This is a genomic window from Microcoleus sp. B9-D4, assembly GCF_036705105.1.
GTDB lineage: Bacteria > Cyanobacteriota > Cyanobacteriia > Cyanobacteriales > Microcoleaceae > Microcoleus.
This window is the reverse complement of record NZ_JAUBTS010000051.1, coordinates 1-21,217: the sequence shown is the minus strand read 5'-3', so window position 1 is coordinate 21,217 and position 21,217 is coordinate 1. Positions and strand designations below refer to the sequence as shown.

Below are 21,217 nucleotides of genomic sequence, written 5' to 3'. Positions count from 1 at the left end.
ATAGAGAAAAATCATGACATCTGGAAGCTTAAAAACAATGACACAAATATTTGGAGAATTCATTGAAGAATTTCCTCCTGAACACGACTCCCTAGAACTTACATTTACTCCCAGTTCTCGCCCGATCAAACAGCGCTGGCGCAACAACAGGCTTTCAGCTCATTTTGTAGCCGATTATTTGTCTAGCTTTCTACCTGTGGATGAGGAGGATGCTAGCAGCGAGAAACGGATCAAACAAAGCAAGGGAGCAGTGAGCTACGTAGCCAACGAACTGTTAGAAAATGCGATAAAATTCAATAACGATGATACCAATTACAAGGTCAGATTTGGCATCCACTTTATTGGTGAAACAGAGGTGACGGCGGTAATTTTTGCCAGTAATAGTGTCACTTCAGAAGGGGCGAATAAGTTGAAGGAGTTTATTGAAGAAATTATGGCTTCCGATCCAAATGAACTTTATTTGCAGCAGCTTGAAAAGAATGCGGAATCGGAAAGTGATACCTCTGGATTGGGATTGCTGACGATGATTAATGACTATTCAGCTAAGATAGGTTGGAAATTCGAGCCCAGGCCAGATAGTGATACCATCATTGTTACGACTGTGGTTCAAATTAGGGTCTAGTTTCTAGCATTTCAATATTTACTCTCTTGTGCGATCGCAATATTTTAGTCAGGAAACAAAATCACAATGGGCATTCAAGAAATTAAAGGTGAAGATTACAGCATTCAATACGATCGAGAATCAGTCACAGTCACTTTCAAAGGCGAACTCAGCCTGAGCGGCCCAGCAGAGTATGCACCAATAGCCGAATTGTTAGATGAGGTCGCCAATGGCGAACCGCCTACTATTACCTTGAACCTAAAACAATTGGAATTTGTTAACAGTTCCGGTATCAGTATGCTGTCTAAATTTGTCATTAGCGTCCGAAAAAAGAAAACTATTCAACTTTTGGTATTGGGTTCAAATGATATTCCTTGGCAACAGAAATCTCTCAGAAATTTAGAAAAGCTGTTGCCAACTTTGAAGCTCGAATTAGCGTAGGATATGTGTAAATTTTAACTACAGTTAACACAGGCGGGACGCCCGTGCCACACACAGTTAACACAGGCGGGACGCCCGTGCCACAGTTAACACAGGCGGGACGTCCGTGCCACAGTTAACACAGGGGGGACGCCCGTGCCACACATAGTTAACACAGGCGGGACGCCCGTGCCACACATAGTTAACACAGGCGGGACGCCCGTGCCACACACAGTTAACACAGGCGGGACGCCCGTGCCACACACAGTTAACACAGGCGGGACGCCCGTGCCACACATAGTTAACACAGGCGGGACGCCCGTGCCACACATAGTTAAAATAGATAAATTTGGATGTTAGTAAATTGCTTAAGTTTGCTGGATCGGCAGTTCCATGATAAACTCGGTTCCCTTGCAGGGTTCCGACTCGCACCGAAGCGATCCTCGGTGATTCTCTACTAAGATTTTGTAGACAATAGACAATCCTAAACCGGTACCTTTACCGATTTCCTTGGTGGTGAAAAACTGCTCGAACATTCGTTCTTTTATCTGTGGTGTCATTCCGGGTCCCGTGTCAGCAATCCGCACTCTCACGCGATCGGGCCCTGCTAATTCTGTGCTGATAAAAATTTTTAGCGCAGCATTGGGCTGATTTTGTGCTGCCTCGTCCAAAGCATCGATCGCGTTGGTAATTAGATTCATAAATACTTGATTTAGCTGTCCTGAATAACACTCTACAGGAGGCAATTTTCCATATTTTTTAATTACTTGAATATCGCGACGGTCTATTTGAGAATTGAGACGGTTTCGCAAAATTAACACGGTGCTATCAATGCTGTCGTGCAAGTCGCACATGGTCATGTTACTGTTATCGGTGCGCGAAAAGTTGCCCATAGATTTGACAATTTCGCGAATGCGATTGGAACCCATTTGCATGGAAGACATAACTTTAGGCAAGTCTTCAACTAGAAAATCAAGATCTATCTCTTCGATTTTAGCTGTGATTTCGGGACAGGGATTGGGATAGCATTCTTGATAGAGACGCAGCAGGTTCAGCAAATCTTGAGTATAAATTGCGGCATGGCTCAAGTTGCCGTAAATAAAACTAACTGGGTTATTAATTTCGTGGACGATACTAGCCATTAGCGCCCCCAGCGAAGACATTTTTTCGCTGTGGAGGAGTTGAGCTTGAGTTTGTTTGAGTTCGCAAAGTGCGCGATCGAGCTGGGCCGCTTGAGCTTCCGCTTTCGAGGTAGCAGCACAACTTTCTTGATAAAGTTCAACCTGTTTGAGGTCGATTTCAAATTGTTCGATTTCGCTTTCTTGCTGGTATTGACTCACCACGGCATCGAAAGCTTCTAGCAAGTCGCCGCCCGCTGCTTCCACAATGTACAGCAGGTGGGGGTTTTCCAGCCTGAGTTCGGCATCGGGAACTTGCACCAAGGCTTTTATTCGATCGATATATGCGCGCACTTGTTTGTCTAAATACAGTGGCGGCTCAAAATACATTGCCTTGACGGTGGCTGAAGGCGGACTCAATAAGTTGATGCTGCTGCTAGTATTAATTAAGTCGCGGTGCGATTTTTCCATAAGCTCGATCGCCTCTAACAAATTCACCCGCAGTTTTGCTCTTTCTGCCGCATTCTCCGAGCAAACTAACCTCATGCAAAAAAAAGCCGTTCGTTGGGAAAGCATTCGCTGGCGGCCGCTGATGTTAATTACCGCAGCACTAATTTTTCTGGCTGTCGTAATTTCTTCCAGATTAAAGTAGTTGCTCAGTGCTGCCATTGGTAATACCCCCGACTCCACTAAATGTCTGTAGCTCCTGCTGACACAAGATTTAAGAGCCATAAAAAAAATTGTACAATACACTAATCAATATATTCTGTATTTCCTAATAAAGTAGTATACTAAAACACAATTATTTTCCATTTGTGGCTTATCACAATTTTTATGATTCGGCTTCTTGCACAGTTTTTCTTAATTATTCAAAAATTCACAAGTCAACTTCGCCATAATTGGAGCTTGAGTTTGCGGCAACCCGTGAGTGGCATTGGGAATAATTGCTAACTCTGCCCCCGGTATCTCGCCCGCGTAGGTTTCACAGTGCCATAGAGGAATTGTTTCGTCACTCTCTGCTGCGATAACTAAGGTAGGAATTTGCAATTTGTGAATTTCTTTTTCTACTGTATCAACTGCATCTTCTGGCCGCATCCGACTCATTAGAAATGACCTTGCTACTGGTTGAGACATTAACTCCCTGCGCCACCCGGAAATTTGCTGCAATTTCTCACTTTTTCCCGCTAAACTAGCAAAAGGTTTTGCCAACTGCAAGGCCCAATCAACAACTGGAGTTTCCCACAATAGCGGCCGCAAAGCATCGTATTGACCGCAAAAACTGTCGTCCCGAATTCCGGCTGGTGCTGCTAACACTAAACTGCTGACAGAATTAGGATATTTGAGGGAATATGCAGATGCTACCCAACCGCCAAAAGAATGTCCGATGATGCAGCAGGGTTCGATATTTAGTTGTTCTACAACTTGCCGCACAAAAGCCACTTCTACAGCTACGTCGTAGCGGATTTCTGGTTTGCTGGATTCTCCAAAACCTAACATATCTAAACTGATGCACCGAAACTGAGATTGCAATAACTCAATTAATGGCAGCCAGCAAGTCTTTTCTCCGAAGAAACCGTGCAACATCAATAAGGGTCTGCCGCACCCGATGTCGAGGTAGGTGGCTGTTTGGGTGGTGCTATTGACAAATGTACTTAATGTGTGCTTTTGTCCTACAAGTGCTTGAGACTGCATGGGGATCGACTCCTGATAGGTAAGAAATATTTGTAAAGGATTGTAACAAAAAAGCAGTCCAAACGTTAAACTTCATTACGGAGTACACAGTTAGAAATAGACCATGATATTGTCTATGATTATTAGAAAATTCTACAAACTCAAAGCAGGAGAACACTTTGAACTCTACTTTAAAACAGTACCCGGCTTGCTCTCTTCGCGAAGATGTCAGTGAGTACGTAGCACACCTACAGCTTCACATGACGTTACAAGCTCGCAACTTGCTCCCTACCATTACTACCGCTAAGGATAGTCGCGAACAACTGTTGCAGCAGACTCAGGCTCATTTTGAGAAACGTGTTTCTCGACAAGCTATTTAAACAAATTTTCGGTTTCCCCAATTTACGATCGCCCGCGGTCGATCGAACTTTCCCACATTTCAGCATCCCAGAAACCCGGTAGCCTCAAAAATACCGGGTTTCTTTTCGGCTAATTATGCAGGGAACCCGGTTTTGGGTAATATGCGTTGGGTGTGCTTTAAATTTAATGTCTATGCGAATTTCGATTATTGCATTTTTGACTTTGGCGGCGCTGGGTGGCGGCGAATTGGCAGCGCGGGCGATAGATCCGAGTGCCGCACCGACTGAGACGGAGTTTAGAGAGGGAACCGCAGAGGCGCAGAGAGCGCAGAGGGAGGAGGATGAGGTCATTGGTGATAACTTAACGTTAAACCCACCGTCTCTCTTGTTTGTAGCGAAGTCTAGATCCCCCCTAACCAAGGGCGGGCACGGGGGCACCGCCCCTAGTAAGGGGGGGACAAGAAATATGCTCAAAGTCCCCCTTGTTAAGGGGGATTTAGGGGGATCTAGACTAGATGACAAGCGACATTTGTTATCGGTTCCAGTCTTAAATAGTCACCAATCGGATGAGGTGAACCCAACTGTGCGGGGTTTGCCGGCATCCGATGAGATCCCAACTTCTCCAGAAGTACGCGCGGCGCAGCTATCCCCTAGGGAATCGCCCTCATATCCTTTCGAGTTGCATCACAATAATAAAATTGAGTCAACAGTTAACACTCAACCATTGAGTTTTTCCACCCCAAGTCCACAGTCAACAGTCACCAGTCAACAGTCAACAATCATTCCGGTGCAACCGGAATTGATATCACTCAAGTCCAGCCACAATAAAGATTTTACATCTCTGTTAAAAACTCCGGCGACGATCGCAGCCAACGCCGAAATGCCCGAAGCAGTAAACAGCAACGCCCGACAGCTAGGTGGTACTCTACAAATCAGTCAAGCGGGCAATGCTGAAGGTGTTTACGTTACAGAGGTGAAAATTCGCTTTGTCAATTCCAGAGGCGAAGCTGTTGATAGAAAAGGGAATCGAATTGAGGGCAGAATTTCGGAAGATTTTATCCGAGGTGAGCTCAAACTCAAGGCGGGGGATAACTACAGCCGGGAAGTTGTACGATCGGATTTGCAGCAGTTGCAGCAGTTGGGATTGTTTGACAAGGTTACGGTTTCGATCGAAGAAGTTGGCACGGATGTTAATGTAATCTACAACGTTCAAGAGCGATCGGCTCGCTCTTTTAGCGTGAGTGCCAGTCTTAGTGATGATGTTGGCGTTGCTGTTCCTCTTTCCTATACCGATCGAACTTTCGGAACAACCCCACAGTGGCTGGCGGTGGAACTTGAGCCCAGCCTCCGAGGTATCCAGTACGATGTCCAGTTTGTCAGCCCTTACGTTGCCGCCAAAGACCGTTTGGGATACAGTGTGAGAGCTTTTGGCGATCGCAGAATATCGGAAATTTTCAACAAAGATATTGATTTGCCCAACGGGAACCGAGTTCGGGAAATTCGGATGGGGGGAAATCTCAGGTTTACCAGACCTTTGGGCGATTGGCAATCGACTTTGGGACTGAATTATACAAACATCAGTACGCGCGATCGCAACTTAAATATTGCCCGCCGCGACGAACTCGGCAATCCTCTCACATTCAGTGGCAGCGGCGTTGACGAGTTATACACTGTTTCTTTGGGTGCGATGCTCGATCGGCGGGACAATCCCTTTAACCCCACCAGAGGATCGATTCTGGGCCTCAGCACCGAGCAGTCGATACCTCTGGGTCGAGGTAACATTGTGAGTAACAGACTGTTGGCGAATTATATACATTATGTACCCGTAACTTTGTTGGGCATTAGCGAGTCCGAAGCCTTGCCCGAAATGCTGGCTTTTAACTTGCAAGCGGGCACGGTAATCGGGGATTTGCCACCAACGGAAGCTTTTCGCCTCGGCGGCCGCAATTCCGTGCGGGGCTACGATAGCGGGGATATTGGCAGTGGGCGGAGTTATTTTTTAGCTTCCGGGGAATATCGGTTTCCTGTGGGTCAGGATGTTGGCGGCGTGATATTTGTTGATTTTGCGTCGGATTTGGGAACGGGAGATAGCGTGTTGGGGAAACCGGCGGTAGTCAGGGACAAACCGGGGACTGGGGCGGGTGTTGGGGTGGGTGTGAGGGTGCGATCGTCCTTTGGATTAATTCGCTTAGATATGGCTGTTAGCGACTCCGGCGACCTCAAATTTATACTCGGTACAAAGCAGCGATTTTAAATTAGTCATCAGTCAGTAGTCATTAGTCACAAGTTACAGCATATTCTGGAATATGCTGTAAAATCGAGTCAACAGTTAACACTCAACCATTCAGTTTTTCCACCCCTCCTTCTACAGTCAACAGTCAACAGTCAACAGTCAACAATCACGGACGGTGCAACCGGAATTGATATAAATGCTTAACGCTTTGGTTTCTTCAGATCAACAGTTTTCGGCTTAGCCGCCGGAGTTCGCGGATAAAACTTAAACTTATTGAGCGCCGCACTTGCCGATTTAGCCACACCGCTATCTATATCTCGCAAAGCTTTTTGTAGCAGCGGAATCACTTTTTCCGACTTAATCATTGCTAGTGCTTCCACAGCAGCTTCGCGCACCTCCGGGTGAATATCTTGAGCTAATTTTCCCAAGGTTTCTATTGCTCGCTGACCTTCGGATCTCAGAGCATTAGCAGCAGCCATTTTACCTAAAGCAGACGCTGCAAACTTGCGGGTTTCTTTGTCCTGACTTTGAACACATCCCATCAACTGTGGCAGGGAATAGCTTGGTGCTTGTCTGGCAATAGGAAGCTGTTGTTCGACTTCGGGTTGATGTAAATCAATTGATTGTGGTTCGGAAAAATCTGTGTAATTTAACTCTTCAACTTCTGTTTGATTTAACTCAGTTGACAGTTCCTGCCAAACTTCTTCTTGTGAGAAACCTTCGGGAAATTCTGTTGAATTTAACTGACTAAACTGCTGATCGGGGACTTCTTGTTGTTGTACATTACTCTCGTACTGCTCTTGCAAAGACCTGATAGTAGCTTGCATCTGAGCTTCGTGGTCTCTCAACTGCTCGTGAGCCGCTTGCAACTGACTCTCGTATTGCTCTTGCAAAGCCTCCATATTTAACTGCATCTCAACCTCGCGGTTCTCATATTCCTCGGCAGTTTGCCTCAAGCGAATTTCGTGTTCATTTTGCAGGTTTTGCAAATGTTGCTCCATCTGAGCTTGATAATTTAAATGCAATTCGTCAGCAACTCTAAGTAAATGATGTTCGTGTTCTGCTTGCAAAGATTGGATATTTTGCTGCATCCTAGCATTGTTAGCGGCTTCTAATTCCTCGCTGATTTTTCTCCGCAGCTCAGGCTCGTGTGCGCTGACAACTTGTTGGAGCTGACTGTCGCGTTCTGCATGAACTTGTTGGAGCTGACTGTCGCGTTCTGCCAAAACTTGTTGGAGCTGATTTTCATATTGAGCCGCAACTTGTTTGAGCTGGTTTTCGTATTGGGTAGTAACTTGTCTGAGTAAATTTTCGTGTTCGATAGTAGCTTTTCTAAGCTGATTTTCCCGTTCTCCTTTCTGAGATTCGACAGCTTGTTGCACCCGAGACATCTGAGCTAATTCTATTTCCTCAGTAATTCTGCGAGTTTGCTGCAAGTATTCTTGTTTTTGCTTGTTTAAGCGCTTTTCTACTAACCAGTAAGCAACTGCTATCCCTGCCAAAAAACCTACGATCGCTCCTATGATACCCACAACTGAGATCCTCCCGACAAAATAGTGATGCTGGACTTTTTACATTTAACCATACAGCCTCCTGTAACCGCCCAGTAGCAACAGCCAGGCTGTCACTGCTAGCCAGTGAACCGCCACCGCAGGCCAGATAGAACCGCTTTGCAGGTATGCGAGGGAGCACGCAACTCCCAAAATTGCTGCCAGTAGCAAAAATACTGGATTCATAAAGGTCGATCGACCAACCGGGTAAAAAGTCAGCGCGTTCAGCGGGTGGTAAACTATAAAAACCGCCAAACTCGCGCATCCCCAATACCACAGCATTAACCCAGAAGCCTTCTCAAACGGGTGCGGCAGCATTAACACCCGGAACAATAATTCCTCGGTGATGCCCGGACTTAACAAACAGCCAAGAAGCACTCCCACAATTGTACGCCGAGAGGTTTGCACGTCTACTTTTAGAAATCCCGACCAAAAACCGACGGAAAGAGCGATCAAAGTGTAAACCAGCGCGAGCATAGCTGCAACCAGCCAATCAGTGAAATCGGGAATAGTTGAAAAAGCTAGGGTGACGCGGCGTATCAGGAATCCCGGCAGCGTCATCGCGCTAAAATTTAACATAATCAAACTGATCCTTAAAATTTTCAAACAGATGTTAGCAGTAAGTTGAGCCGTTTATTATGCAAAACCAATCATTGCCGCCCGTCAGAGTCCGCGTTTTTGTTTCGGGATTAGTTCAAGGAGTAGGATTCCGATATTCAACGAGGAATCAAGCAAAGTATTTCGGCCTCAGCGGCTGGGTGAGAAATCTCCCCGATGGGCGCGTCGAGGCTGTCTTTGAAGGCTCCAAAAAAGCTGTGGAAGGAATGATTAGTTGGTGCCGCCGCGGCCCCACCGGTGCTACGGTTAGTGAGTTGGTTTTGGAATACGAAGACCCGGAGGGCGATTCCCTTCAAGATAGCTCCCCCGCGCGTACTTTTGAGATCCGCCGATAAAAGAATAAGGAATGAGAATTAAATAACTTCCACTCTTGAAAGTGGGATGGGCGTCCCGCCCGTCCTTTTTGGACGGGCGGGACGCCCATCCCACAATAACAATTAAAATTGTAAGTTATTTAATTCGCGATCCTAAACGGCATAAACTGCGGTTGAAACCGCTACTGTAGAAACGATGTCTGCCTTGCATAAGGCAGGCTGCGCTCACGCTGACTAAAGAATGAATCGGATAAAAAGCGCGAATTTGCTAAGCTGTTCTGCATTTAATTTGTATGTTGAGGGCGGGCTTTCCGGCCCAACCCCTACTCCCCACAAGAGGAAAAATTTATTTTACTATGCAATTTAAATGCGGATTAGCTTATTGCTAATTTATCAATGATTAGCAAGTTGACTTAAATTAGCAAACAACTGAGCAACTTTGGTCAAATCTTTATCTCCAGGCGCAATTTCTACGCCGCTAGAAAGGTCAACACCGCTGAAGTTATTGCCGATCGCACTATCAATTGCATTTAAAATATTATCGGGTGTTAAACCGCCCGCCAGCAGCCAAGGACACTGCGGTCTAAACTCTGATAACATCATCCAGTCGATCGTTTTACCAGTACCGCCCAATTGCCCTGGATGGTAAGCATCCAGCAGTAAAGTATCGACACGAACAGCATAAACAGCAGCGGTGGCTAAAGTTTCAGGAGTCTTAACTCTCAGGGCTTTGATAATTTCAATTTCCGGCAAAAACTCGCGCAGTCGATCGCAATATTCCGCTGTTTCATCTCCATGCAACTGCACCCCGCTTAAATTTGACTCTGCCGCTACTTGACAGATATTTTCTATTGTGGTATTTGCAAAAACGCCGATGCGATCGACATTTTCCGGCAACTGCTCGACAATCAGGCGAATTGTTTCTGGGCTGACATAGCGGGGGGAAGCAGGCACACAGATAAACCCCAAAGCCTGGGCTCCCAAGCGGGCGATCGCAATTCCTTGGTCTAATTTAGTGATTCCGCAAATTTTAACCCGCAATCCGACTCCTCCCTTCCGAATTTGTATCAAAATATAAACGAATTGTTAACTATTAAAACAAATCTTAGTTTAATGCAAAACGCTTTTTATAATCTGGGAACTCAATATATCTGTGAAATCAGGAGATAAGAACATGATTAATTCATCTTTGTTGTTAGCCGTACAATCTACCGCACCCTCAACACCGGAGTGGTCGCCACTGGTAGGACTGACAATGATTTTATGCAATTTGCTGGCGATCACGATCGGCTACTACGGCATCTCCAAGCAAAACCGAGGCAAGGGCCCAGCTTTACCCGTTGCACTCCCTGGAATGTTCAAAGGCTTCGGCGTACCAGAATTGCTGGCAACAGCCAGCTTCGGCCACTTGCTGGGAGCCGGAGTAATCTTGGGCTTGGGTAACGCCGGAGTTCTTTGACACTCCTCTGCCTAAAGGCGAGAGGATTCTTTGTTCGCAGACTCAACTTGCTTGCGACAGGATTTCTCCAGCCAAAGTAGAGGTCGAATCTCCCAAAGCGTTCGGATCTAAGATCCAAGTTCCGGTATGACCTACCGTACTCAATGCCCTTTTCAGGATATTAATCGCAGCATTCAAATCCCTATCCATAACGAACCCACATTCACAAACATGGGTTCTTACTGATAGGGATTTTTTGACGATTGCACCGCAGTTAGAACATTTTTGTGATGTGTAGGCAGGGTTGACGGCAACCGTTACCCTGTTAAACTTCACTCCAAAATACTCTAACCACTTCCTGAACTGATACCAACCAGCATCATTAATCGATTTGGCGAGACAGTGATTTTTAACTAAGTTTTTAATCCTCAAGTCTTCGTAGGCTACCAAATCGTTAGATTGGATTACGCAACGCGCCACTCTCTTGGCGTGTTCTTCGCGTTGCCTACTTATTTTGAGGTGTACTCTTCCTAGTCGATTAATAGCTTTCTTGCGGTTGGCAGAGCCTTTCTTTTTACGAGAAACGAGCCGCTGCTTAAACTTCAACCGTTTTTCACTCTCTCGATAAAACTTGGGACTGAGTTCGCTGTAACCGTCAGAGTCGGTATAAAACTCTTTAAGTCCAACATCTAAGCCAATCGTTTTGCCTGTTGGAGCTGTGTCTACTTTGTTTTGAGCACCGATCTGGAACTGAACGTAGTAGCCGTCAGCACGGCGGATCAAACGTACCCGTTTTATCTGATCGAGTTGGTAGAAGTTTAGATCCCACGTTCCTTTAAGCTTAAGCTTGCCAATTCCTTTCTTGTCGGTGAAAGTGATTTGCTTCCTGGTTTCTGAAAGTTTCCAGCCACTAACTTTATATTCAACTGAGCGGCAGTTTTTCTTAAATTGCGGATAGCCTTTCTTTCCGGGAACAGCTTTTTTGCAATTATCGTAGAACCGAGCAATTGCAGAATAAGCTCTTTCGACTGAAGCTTGGCAAGCGCTAGAATTCAAGGTTTTGACAAAGGAAAACTCTTCTCTGAGTACGGTGCTGTGACGGTACAGTTCTTTTTGCCCTACGCCTCGGTTATCCATCCAGAAACGGATGCACTTGTTCCGAACGAACTGAGCAGTCCTGATTGCCTCGTCTATTGCTGCGTACTGATTTGGTTTTCCTTTAGCCTTGAACTCTAAAGCAAACATTTTACGTGGAAAGTCGCTACGTTAAAATACTAGCACAAAGCCGTCCTAAAAGGACGGGGCTTTAAACCCAATTTTTTGGTAAAAATCAGGGGAAAGGCAAAGGCAAGGGGTAGAAAAGATATAATAGAAACTCTTTCTTGCTCTCCTTTCCCAGGAAAATTCATGCAGACAGGTTGGCGAATCGGCTCTTTATTTGGCATCCCCCTAGTTATAGATTATTCGTGGTTTATAATTTTAGCCTTAGCAACCCGCGAATACGCCAGCAGTTACCGCCTGTGGGGGCCTGCGCTCTCCTGGAGTGCGGGGTTAGCAATAGCTCTGCTACTGTTTGCTTCCGTGCTCTTGCACGAACTCGGACACAGCTTGGCGGCGATATCGCAAGGCATTAAAGTTAATTCTATTACCTTATTCTTATTTGGCGGAGTAGCTTCGATCGACTCGGAATCAAAAACTCCCGGTCAAGCTTTTCAAGTAGCCATTGCCGGCCCTCTAGTCAGCTTTGCGTTGTTTTTAATCCTCGGTTTGGGTTCTCAAGTTCTTCCCCCGAAAAGTTTGCTAGCAATTGTCACTGAAAGGGTAGCACTAATCAATCTCGTTTTGGGATTATTTAACTTAATTCCCGGTCTGCCTTTGGATGGAGGACAAGTTTTAAAAGCAGCAATTTGGAAAATCACCGGCTCTCGATTTGCAGGCGTTCGCTGGGCGGCAAAAACAGGACAAGTTTTAGGTTGGCTGGCTGTTGCTTTGGGTCTGAGTTTATGCTTTTTAGCGCGGGAGTACGGCGGCTTGTGGATTGCACTGATTGGCTGGTTTGGCATTCGCAATGCCACTGCTTATAGCCAAGTTACTTCGCTGCAAGAAGCCTTGGTTAAAATTAAAGCCAGCGATGCGATGAGCCGCGATTTTAGAGTTGTAGATGCAGATTTGACTCTGCGAGAATTTGCCGATCGATATTTGTTAGAAGTCAATCCGTTTCCATTTTACATTGCTGCGACCAACGGCCGGGATTTGGGCTTAGTGTCGATCGACGATATTCGCTTCACAGAACGCAGTCAATGGCAAGTTCAGACTTTGCACAACATTTTGAAACCCCTGGGAAAAACCCCCACAGTCTCCGAAAAAGCATCCCTCGCCGAAGTAATTAACAGCATGGAAGCCCGTCAACTCCCCCGAATCATCGTCCTCTCGCCGATTGGTTCAGTAGCGGGGACGATCGATCGGGGCGACGTGGTTAAAGTTTTGGCAACATACCTCAAACCCCAGATTTCAATGGCCGACATCAAGCGCAGCAAAGAAGAAAACAGCTATCCGCAGGGATTGCAGTTAAGTGCGATCGCGAAAACCGCACAAGAAAACTAAAAATTGGGCATCGGTAAGGGGCATCAGCGATAAGTTAAGATGTAGCAAACTTTGTCAATGAGGGTTAAAACAAAAAATTTTATGCCCAAATTCTTTAATAGAATTTATCAGAAATTGGCAGATGGACGTGGAAAACACTTAACTTATTTCTTCCCCTTCCCTGACTGGCAGCCTCTTGCTATTATCTGGATTGTCGTGACCGGAACTCTATTGGGAGTGCGGCATTTAGGCGGGTTGCAGCCACTAGAATTAAATGCTTACGACCTCATGGTGCAGTTGCGGCAAGATCGGGGCCCTGACCCCAGGTTGCTGATAGTTGAAGTCACGGATCGGGACATTAGTGCTTTAAACAGATGGCCAATTTCCGATCGCGTTTTAGCAAAAGCGATCGCCGAAATAGCGCGTTTGGAACCCACAGCTATTGGTCTCGATATAATTCGTGATATTCCCTACGAACCGGGGACTGCAGAATTAGCAACTCAACTGAAAAACCCCAAAGTATTTCCCATTACCTTCATCGGCTCCTTAAAGTACGATCGAGTGCAGGCACCTCCCAACATACCCGACCAGCGGGTAGGATTTAACGATTTGTATCTCGATCCAGATGGTATAGTGCGTCGTAATGTGATGTCTATTGGCGATGGTAAAAACACGTTTTATTCATTTCCCTCCAGGCTAGCTTTTGCATATTTTGATAGCAAAAAAATAGAATCTAAAGCTACAGAAAACAATGAATTTTTAGTAGATAAAACAGTATTTTCAAAGTTGCGCTCAAACTCAGGAGGTTATCAAAACATTCCTGCCCAAGGCTATCAAATATTGCTCAATTACCGCTCTCCTAAAAAGATAGCAGAAACCGTGACCATAACTCAAGTTTTGGAGGGCAAAGTTGACCCCAAATTGGTAAAAGGTAAAATAGTCTTAATCGGGGTGACAGCCCCAACTGTAAAAGATATTTTTTCTACCCCTTACAGCGCTACTAAAAACGGTAATATCCCGACGCCTGGGGTATTAATTCATGCAACTGCCACCAGCCAAATTCTCAGTGCAGTTTTAGACGGCCAAGGGCTATTTTGGTATTGGGACGAAGGGCAAGAAATTCTCTGGATCGGTGTGTGGAGTGCCGTGGGCGGCTGTTTAGCTTGGCGGCTAGAAAAATCGCTGAATTTGATGGGAAGTGCGATCGTAGCTTGCGGCTCATTATTCGGATTCACCTTTTTCCTCTTCATGCAACAGGGGTGGATACCTCTAATTGCTCCAGCCCTAGCCCTTTTAATCACCGCAGGAGTCGCAGTTACCTATAAATACGAGCAGTCGAGGCAACAGCAAGGGATTGTGATGAAATTATTAGGACAACAAACTTCACCGGCGATCGCAAATGCCTTGTGGAAAGAGCGCGTCCATCTGCTCGAATCAGGGTTATTGCCAGGTCAAAAAGTTACTGCTACGATCGTCCTCACCGACGTGCAGGGTTTTAGTACAATCTCCGAAAAACTACCACCAGAAGTGGTAATGAGTTGGTTAAATGAGTATTTATCAGCAATGGCCCAAGAAGTCCAAGCACATCAAGGCGTGATTAATAAATTTACCGGAGATGGAATGCTGGCAGTATTTGGCGTACCCATTCCCCGCACCACACCAGAAGAAATTGCAGAAGATGCTCGCCTTGCCGTATCTTCCGCTTTAGCTATAAGTTCGCGCTTGCCAGAAATGAATCAAAATTGGCTCGATCGCGGTTTACCGGCCGTAAAAATGCGAGTAGGCATCTTTACAGGGCCTGTTATGGTGGGTAGTCTGGGAGGCACAACCCGTTTAGAATATGGAGTGATCGGCGACAGCGTAAATATTGCCTCTCGCCTAGAAAGCTGCGAAAAGGAGCGGCACGAGGACACTTGCCGGATATTGATTGCAGAAGAAACCTTTCTGCATTTGGCCGACAAATTTGAGGTAGAATCTTGGGGAGCTTTGCCTTTAAGAGGTAGGGAACAAAAAGTTAATGTCTACCGGATTTTGGGAAGGAAAAAGAAATAAAAAGAGAGAATCTCTCCCTACAAATTCATGGAGTTAATGTGAAAACAATTACTAAGTTTCTGATCGATCTGATATCAGTTGGCTCAATAGTATTGATAGCCACACTTAACATTTCTCAATTGGCAGTTGTGGGACAGCCCAGCATAAACACACCTGATCGGCCACCAAACCCTATACCGGGAGGGCCGCGCTTCATTCAGCCTACTGAAGATATAGATGAGCGGCCGCCCACTCAACCGGCACGCCCTGTGCGCGGTGGCTGCGCGAGCATTAGTCAGCTAGGTCTCACAGCCTTAGTGCCTACAAATAAGATGGGACGGACTGTTTCCGACTATCCAACGTTCTTTTTCTACTTGCCTCAAACAGAGGCCGAATCAGCCGAATTTATCCTACAAGATCAAAGCGGCAAGGAGATTTATAAACAGGAGCTCACAATTAGCAATTTATCAGGGGTAATCGGCGTTAGTATCCCCGCTAACCAAAATGTGCCGCCCTTGGAAGTAGGCAAAAGTTACACTTGGAATTTTACAGTGATTTGCGACTCTCAAGACCGATCGGCAGATCAGATCGAAAGCGGTACTGTACGGCGAGTTGAACTCAGTGCAGATATCCGCCGTCAATTAGATGAGGCAGATCCGCGCCAGAAAACCGTTATTTATGCTGAAAATGGGATTTGGCAAGATGCCCTCAGCACCCTAGCTGCCGCTCGTCGCGATCAGCCTAATGATACAACGTTCAAGGCTGATTGGGAAAGCTTGCTGGATTCTGTGAAATTGGGCGAAGTTGCCAAAGAGCCGATCGTTCAAACTCAGCCACAGCCATAAGCTATACTGCATTTAAATTTAACTTTTTTGGCGTTATAGCAACGGGCTAGAAGACTTTTAATAAAAAGAAGTGTACAAGTTTTTAACTTGTATCAGTAACAGCCAAGATGGTCGTTCCACAACAAATAATTTTTCTTGTGGAACGGCCATCTTGGCTGTTCCCAAAAGGCGGTATACCCCACAATAATTATCCCAAAAATCTCTTGTGGAACGGCCATCTTGGCTGTTCCGAAAAGGTGGCAGTAAACCCCGCCCCCAAATATGGAGGTTAAATGTGAAACAGCTTATTACTTGTTAATTCCAAAATATCCTGCCATTCCCGATCCGAAAGGGGCTGCACCTCCAACTCCATCCCAAAACAGCCACAAGCCGCCCCACTCAAAACATCAATTACAGTGGCAATCAAATCATCTCCCCCTTCAGATAGAGGTAATTGCACAGGAATTAATTGCTCCCCAAACACTTGAGAAAATAATTTAACATCCGGCTGCAAACGCATAGAACCGTGCTGCAAAATAGCATCACCCCTGCGTAATTGAGCGCTACCAATTAACTTGCAGCCATCAGCGGTAACTAAATCCGCACCCGTCGCAGTACCAAAACAATTCGGATTGTGAATATAACCCCTTCCAGCTTCCCCATAGTGCAAATCCAAACCCATCGCCCTCCAACCCTCAATCAAAAACTCGCAAATAGTCTGATAAGCTTTCATACGGCTGCTTCCAAATCCCGACGCCACAACTGCATAAGTTAAATCCCCTTGATGCAGCACGGCCCGCCCGCCGCTGGGCCTCCTCACCAAATCCACAGGCATTCCCCGCCAAGACAACTGCTGCCAAAACTCCGGCCATCGGCGCTGGTGGTAGCCCAAGGAAATCGCCGTCGGTTGCCAAGTGTAAAATCGCAGAGTTGGCGGATTTTTCCCCGCTAGATGCTGTTCCAGTAGCCATTGGTCGATCGCCATCTGCACGCTACCAGACGCCGACAACAGTGGAATTAAACGCCATACAGAATGAGCCATCAGTCGCGAGTCCTTAGTTTCTACTCAATAATTCGCAGAATGTTTTAAAATTAGTAACAGTTTTTTGGGCCTGTCTTCTAAGTTGGTGCAAATTTCACCCCCGCCGGTGCTTTAGAAATAAATAGAAAAAATAATCGCAGAACCATGAGCAACAGTGTAATTGTCATTAACGACGAAAAATTTGAAACAGAAGTCCTGAAAGCAGAGCAACCAGTGCTTGCCTATTTTTGGGCTACTTGGTGCGGGCCTTGCAAACTGATCGCGCCTTCGGTAGACTGGGTGGCGGCCAACTACAGCGATCGGCTGAAAGTGGTTAAAATGGAAATTGACCCCAATCCTAATACTGTCAAGCAGTATAAAGTAGAAGGAGTCCCAGCTCTCAGGCTGTTTAAAAATGCCGAAGTAGTGCTTTCTCACGAGGGAGCCATTACTAAACAAACTTTAATCGGTTTGCTAGACGGTCACTTATAAAGTTGGGAAATGATTCGGGAGTTTCCAACTCCCAAATTACAATTATAGCAATCGCAAATATTTTTTTAAGATATCTCTTTTATCCTCAATATTCCTCTCTGACTCTGCGCCCTCTGCGCTCTCTGCGGTTAGTAAAAAAAATCCAAAGCCAATAAAAATGCCATCTAAAAAAAATCAATAATAATTAACCCACTATAAAAAGATTCATTAAAGTTCCCAAAAATATGCAATTTGCTAAACGTTTAGAACCACTGAAATTTAATGTATTTGCCGATATGGATCGGGCAAAAGCTCAAGCTAGAGCAGCGGGGCAAAATGTGATTGACTTGTCTCTGGGTTCTTCAGATTTGCCAGCGGCGGCTCACATTACAGATGCGATCGCACATTCTCTGTCCGACACCAGCACCCACGGCTATTTGCTATTTAACGGCACAAGAGATTTTCGGGAAGCAGCAGCTATTTGGTACGAGCAAAAATTTGGGATAGCAGTCAATCCAGAAACAGAAGTGCTGCCGTTAATTGGTTCCCAAGAAGGCACGGCGCATATGCCTTTAGCTGTACTCAACCCGGGAGATTTTGCATTGCTACTCGATCCGGGCTATCCTTCCCACGCGGGCGGTGTGCATTTGGCTGGCGGTCAAATTTATCCGATGCCGATATTAGCAGAAAATGCGTTTTTGCCGATATTTGAAGATATTCCGGCAGCAGTGCTGGCTCAGTCGAAGATGATGGTTTTGAGCTATCCTCACAATCCTACAACTGCGATCGCCCCGGTTGCTTTTTTTGAGAAAGCTGTGGCTTTTTGTCGGGAACATCGGCTGGTTTTGGTGCACGATTTCCCTTATGTGGATTTGGTGTTTGACGATCGCAATTCTCTCACAGAGGCAGAGCCTGGTAACGAGGAAGAAAATCGAAAAGTGATGGCGCCGTCCATTTTTCAGGCGGATCGAGATAAGAGTGTGGCGATCGAGTTTTTTACATTATCCAAATCCTACAGTATGGGAGGTTTTCGAGTCGGATATGCGATCGGCAATTCCGAACTAATTGCAGCGCTGCGACAGGTAAAAGCCGCAGTGGACTTCAACCAATACCGAGGGATTTTGAACGGAGCGATCGCCGCATTAACCGGCCCTCAAGATACCGTCAGAACCAGCGTAGAAACCTTCAGAAAACGGCGGGATGCCTTTGTAAACGCGCTACAGGGCATCGGCTGGCAAGTACCCGTACCCCCCGCCACCATGTACGTCTGGGCGAAACTGCCGGAACCTTGGGCCCAAGATTCCGTGAAATTTTGCACTCAGCTAGTACAGAGTACAGGAGTCGCAGCTTCCCCCGGTGCCGGTTTCGGAAAATCAGGAGAAGGCTACGTGCGATTTGCCTTAGTCGAGTCGCCAGCAATTTTGGAAGCAGCAGTTAGAAAAATTGCTGAGTTTCTAAATTGAGTACACGCCTACGGCGAGCGCCGTAGGCGTGTCAACTTAAGCTTTTAGTCCGCCAGTCCTCCCGCTCACCCGGCACTCTTCGCCAGGGAATGATCTTCCACAGAGCTTATAGCTAAAGCCCTCTCAAAGAGGACTCAAAAACTCATTAGGATCGCGAATTAAATAACTTACAATTTTAATTGTTATTGTGGGACGGGCGGGACGCCCATCCCACAAACTTGTGGAAGTTATTTAATTCTCATTCCTTAGTCGTCTTCAGACGACTTTAGCTTTGAGGCAGGGGTTTCAACCCCTGTCGGACTATCGGTTGCACGTTAAGTTGACACCTACGGGCACGGCGCTTTCCCTACAAGGGCTAGGACAGGTCAGTTCCGTGTCCCTACAGCTCGTACCTACTTACGTGAAAAGTGCTCTACGTTTGACACTCCCCAGCCCTAAAGGGACGGGGATTCTTGAAGAGTTCGTATTTGAACTTTCAAAGGCTTGCATCAAAGCGCCTCTACCCACTCAGCTTAGATAAATCTAAACTTTGCGTATACTTTTAGCTTTTGTGTTTTCGGAGTCCACCACTAATGCCAGATAGGTACGCTCAACAATCTGCCTTTTGTTTGCCCTTTAACTATTCCGAATCAAGTCGGATATGTCCGTTGCCGGGATTTCACCGCACGCTTGTTGTTTCAATACGCAGATGGTTATTCTTACTTGCTGCTTGAATTATACCAAGAATTGAAGGCGGTTGAAACCGCAGCCGACTTATCCCCGTGTCTGAAGCCAGGGGCTTGCGTCTCGTTTTTCGGTCAACTTAACCCGAAACACCCTCGTGAGACTTAAGCCCACCCGACTTGAGCTTTGAGGCAGGGGTTTTAACCCCTGCCGGACTGGGGTTTTGACGTTTTTGGGCACAGGAAGAAGGGCACGGCGTCTAAGCGCTTACCCGTAGCTTAAGATGGATGCAATGGCTAAAATAGTGTGATTTCTACCTAAAGGAATAGATATTTGCACGCAGTATCTGTCACAATTTCTTTTAAGAAATGTTAACGTGAGACATCTTGGGAATTACCAGTTCCGCTCACCCACTCTAAAAATCCTTGAAGTGAATTCTGTCGGGGTAGCGATTGTTCCGTAGCCGCGAGCGCACACCCGAAAAAGACCACACTGCCCAAAATAGCAATCAGCGGAAAAGGCTTACCCAGTCCAAAGTCCCGCTGAAGGCGAGCTAAGGGTCTGCTCTCGCGCCTGAGCATCTTTCCTACCGTCAGTTGTTTGAGACTAAAAGGATCGCGCACAAAATGACCGCTCCAGCTAATTACCATATGAGAATGGCAGTGGGGACAAGTGAATAGTCCACTGACCATCCCGACTGGGCCTACGACGCTGGAACGGTTGCAGATCGGGCAAGTGACAGAATGAGTGTTATAGGTGGGAGCGTTCATAACTGTTTTTCTTGAGTAAAAAAAACTAACAAGTAATTGGGAGCCTGTGTTAACGCCAAAGGTATAGACCTTGAGAGGCACTTTTCCTTAATTCCTAGTTTACCGCTCCGATCGGGTCGATCGGAGCTCACTGCTTGGGAAAACCTTCAAATTGCCAATCCCGCAGCGAGTGCAAGTCGGGAGCACAGGTGAGATTATATTGCAAAGGAGTTACGGTTATTCTGTTGTCGCGAATAGCTTGTACGTCTGTAGGAATATCATGCGGCACCGCCGAATCGGCGATTTCTTCTACATCTTCTAACAATTCCCCAGCCAGCCAATAATAAGTTTTGCCGCGCGGATCGGTACGCTTTTGAAATATGTCGAAATAGCGGCGAATGCCTTGACGGGCGATCGCAACTCCGGTAATTTCTGCTGATGTGACTGCTGGTATGTTGACATTCAACAGCATCGGTTTCGCCATTGGCTGTTTTTCCAACTGTGCCAGCAAGCTGACAGCGAAATCCACCGCCGGCCCAAATTCCTGCGAAGTAAAGCTCGCGAGGCTGAAAGCAATGCTGGGAATGCCTTCCATAATTCCTTCCATTGCTGCCGAAACCGTACCCGAACAGATGATATCCGTGCCTAAATTGGGCCCGTGATTGATACCGGAAAGGACAAAATCCGGCGGTTTGTCAAGTAAAGCCCACAAAGCAAGTTTTACGCAGTCGGCGGGAGTACCCGAACAGGCCCAAGCTTGGACTGCGGGCTCAAAAATAGATTCGACAATTTCGGCGCGGATGGGTTGGTGCAGGGTAAGGCCGTGGCCGGTAGCGGAGCGCTCTCTATCGGGACAAACTACGCTCACCTCGTGGCCTGCGGCGGCGAGAGCGTTGGCGAGGCTACGGATGCCTTGTGCAAAGATGCCGTCGTCGTTGCTAATTAAAAGTTTCATTGAAATTTTTATAGGCCTTATAGCAATCTTAAACTAGATTCAACTAGGGCGATCGCTCTGGGAGCATCTCACTTTTGCAGTTAAGCTAGAAATTGGAGTTTTAAGGCAGGAGGCAGGAGGCAGGAGGCAGGAGGA

The 21,217-nt window shown here is 46.4% G+C and carries 20 protein-coding genes; 11 read left to right on the top strand and 9 right to left on the bottom strand.

Features of this window, described 5'->3' with window-relative positions:
• Positions 1-13 precede the first annotated feature (13 nt).
• Positions 14-622: a DUF6272 family protein gene (locus tag QUB24_RS24565; protein WP_333156142.1), complete on the top strand. Its 609-nt coding sequence runs from the start codon at positions 14-16 to the stop codon at positions 620-622.
• A gap of 66 nt (positions 623-688) precedes the next feature.
• Positions 689-1,042: a slr1659 superfamily regulator gene (locus QUB24_RS24560; RefSeq protein WP_333156140.1), complete on the top strand. Its 354-nt coding sequence runs from the start codon at positions 689-691 to the stop codon at positions 1,040-1,042.
• Positions 1,043-1,389: 347 nt separating this feature from the next.
• On the opposite strand, the gene QUB24_RS24555 is transcribed toward QUB24_RS24560, so the two are convergent.
• On the bottom strand, positions 1,390-2,871 hold the full coding sequence (locus tag QUB24_RS24555) for an ATP-binding protein (protein WP_333156138.1): 1,482 nt from the start codon (positions 2,869-2,871) through the stop codon (positions 1,390-1,392).
• Positions 2,872-3,000: 129 nt separating this feature from the next.
• Positions 3,001-3,831: an alpha/beta hydrolase gene (locus tag QUB24_RS24550; protein WP_333156136.1), complete on the bottom strand. Its 831-nt coding sequence runs from the start codon at positions 3,829-3,831 to the stop codon at positions 3,001-3,003.
• A gap of 158 nt (positions 3,832-3,989) precedes the next feature.
• Here QUB24_RS24550 and QUB24_RS24545 point away from each other — a divergent pair, with 158 nt between their 5' ends.
• Entirely contained in the window at positions 3,990-4,190 is a 201-nt protein-coding gene (locus QUB24_RS24545; RefSeq protein ID WP_006634481.1) for a hypothetical protein, read from the top strand.
• Between the two features lie 166 nt (positions 4,191-4,356).
• Entirely contained in the window at positions 4,357-6,423 is a 2,067-nt protein-coding gene (locus QUB24_RS24540; RefSeq protein WP_333156135.1) for a BamA/TamA family outer membrane protein, read from the top strand.
• A 179-nt stretch (positions 6,424-6,602) separates the two neighbouring features.
• Here the strand turns inward: QUB24_RS24540 and QUB24_RS24535 are convergent, their stop codons facing one another.
• Both QUB24_RS24535 and QUB24_RS24530 read right to left on the bottom strand, forming a co-directional pair.
• Positions 6,603-7,934, bottom strand: coding sequence for a HEAT repeat domain-containing protein (locus QUB24_RS24535; protein ID WP_333156134.1), 1,332 nt, complete (start codon positions 7,932-7,934; stop codon positions 6,603-6,605).
• 45 nt (positions 7,935-7,979) lie between these two features.
• Entirely contained in the window at positions 7,980-8,531 is a 552-nt protein-coding gene (locus QUB24_RS24530) for a CPBP family glutamic-type intramembrane protease (protein WP_333156133.1), read from the bottom strand.
• A gap of 59 nt (positions 8,532-8,590) precedes the next feature.
• On the opposite strand from QUB24_RS24530, the gene QUB24_RS24525 reads away from it, so the two are divergent.
• Positions 8,591-8,905 (top strand): acylphosphatase, encoded by a 315-nt coding sequence (locus QUB24_RS24525; protein ID WP_333156132.1) that lies wholly within the window; start codon positions 8,591-8,593, stop codon positions 8,903-8,905.
• Between the two features lie 372 nt (positions 8,906-9,277).
• On the opposite strand, the gene QUB24_RS24520 is transcribed toward QUB24_RS24525, so the two are convergent.
• Complete coding sequence (locus tag QUB24_RS24520; protein ID WP_333156131.1) at positions 9,278-9,925, bottom strand: phosphoribosylanthranilate isomerase; 648 nt, start codon at positions 9,923-9,925, stop codon at positions 9,278-9,280.
• A 133-nt stretch (positions 9,926-10,058) separates the two neighbouring features.
• Here QUB24_RS24520 and psaK point away from each other — a divergent pair, with 133 nt between their 5' ends.
• Positions 10,059-10,343 (top strand): photosystem I reaction center subunit PsaK, encoded by a 285-nt coding sequence (gene psaK / locus QUB24_RS24515; RefSeq protein WP_333070476.1) that lies wholly within the window; start codon positions 10,059-10,061, stop codon positions 10,341-10,343.
• A gap of 42 nt (positions 10,344-10,385) precedes the next feature.
• Here the strand turns inward: psaK and QUB24_RS24510 are convergent, their stop codons facing one another.
• The gene (locus QUB24_RS24510) at positions 10,386-11,567 is read right to left on the bottom strand and encodes a transposase (protein ID WP_333156130.1); all 1,182 of its coding nucleotides are present in this window, start codon (positions 11,565-11,567) and stop codon (positions 10,386-10,388) included.
• 162 nt (positions 11,568-11,729) lie between these two features.
• Between QUB24_RS24510 and QUB24_RS24505 the strand changes: the two genes are divergently transcribed.
• From QUB24_RS24505 to QUB24_RS24495, 3 genes are all read left to right on the top strand, one after another.
• Positions 11,730-12,926 carry a site-2 protease family protein gene (locus QUB24_RS24505; protein WP_333156129.1) on the top strand — a complete coding sequence of 399 codons (1,197 nt, stop codon included), beginning with the start codon at positions 11,730-11,732 and terminating at the stop codon, positions 12,924-12,926.
• 81 nt (positions 12,927-13,007) lie between these two features.
• Positions 13,008-14,957 (top strand): adenylate/guanylate cyclase domain-containing protein, encoded by a 1,950-nt coding sequence (locus QUB24_RS24500; RefSeq protein ID WP_333156128.1) that lies wholly within the window; start codon positions 13,008-13,010, stop codon positions 14,955-14,957.
• Positions 14,958-14,995: 38 nt separating this feature from the next.
• Positions 14,996-15,781 (top strand): DUF928 domain-containing protein, encoded by a 786-nt coding sequence (locus tag QUB24_RS24495; protein WP_333156127.1) that lies wholly within the window; start codon positions 14,996-14,998, stop codon positions 15,779-15,781.
• Between the two features lie 268 nt (positions 15,782-16,049).
• On the opposite strand, the gene QUB24_RS24490 is transcribed toward QUB24_RS24495, so the two are convergent.
• Positions 16,050-16,802, bottom strand: a complete 753-nt coding sequence (locus tag QUB24_RS24490; protein ID WP_333156126.1) for a biotin/lipoate A/B protein ligase family protein — start codon at positions 16,800-16,802, stop codon at positions 16,050-16,052.
• 144 nt (positions 16,803-16,946) lie between these two features.
• On the opposite strand from QUB24_RS24490, the gene QUB24_RS24485 reads away from it, so the two are divergent.
• Positions 16,947-17,273 carry a thioredoxin domain-containing protein gene (locus QUB24_RS24485; RefSeq protein ID WP_333156125.1) on the top strand — a complete coding sequence of 109 codons (327 nt, stop codon included), beginning with the start codon at positions 16,947-16,949 and terminating at the stop codon, positions 17,271-17,273.
• Positions 17,274-17,497: 224 nt separating this feature from the next.
• On the top strand, positions 17,498-18,715 hold the full coding sequence (locus QUB24_RS24480) for an LL-diaminopimelate aminotransferase (protein WP_333156124.1): 1,218 nt from the start codon (positions 17,498-17,500) through the stop codon (positions 18,713-18,715).
• 1,034 nt (positions 18,716-19,749) lie between these two features.
• On the opposite strand, the gene QUB24_RS24475 is transcribed toward QUB24_RS24480, so the two are convergent.
• On the bottom strand, positions 19,750-20,148 hold the full coding sequence (locus QUB24_RS24475; RefSeq protein WP_333070462.1) for a hypothetical protein: 399 nt from the start codon (positions 20,146-20,148) through the stop codon (positions 19,750-19,752).
• A gap of 127 nt (positions 20,149-20,275) precedes the next feature.
• Entirely contained in the window at positions 20,276-21,082 is an 807-nt protein-coding gene (gene surE, locus QUB24_RS24470) for a 5'/3'-nucleotidase SurE (RefSeq protein ID WP_333156123.1), read from the bottom strand.
• Positions 21,083-21,217: the final 135 nt, after the last annotated feature.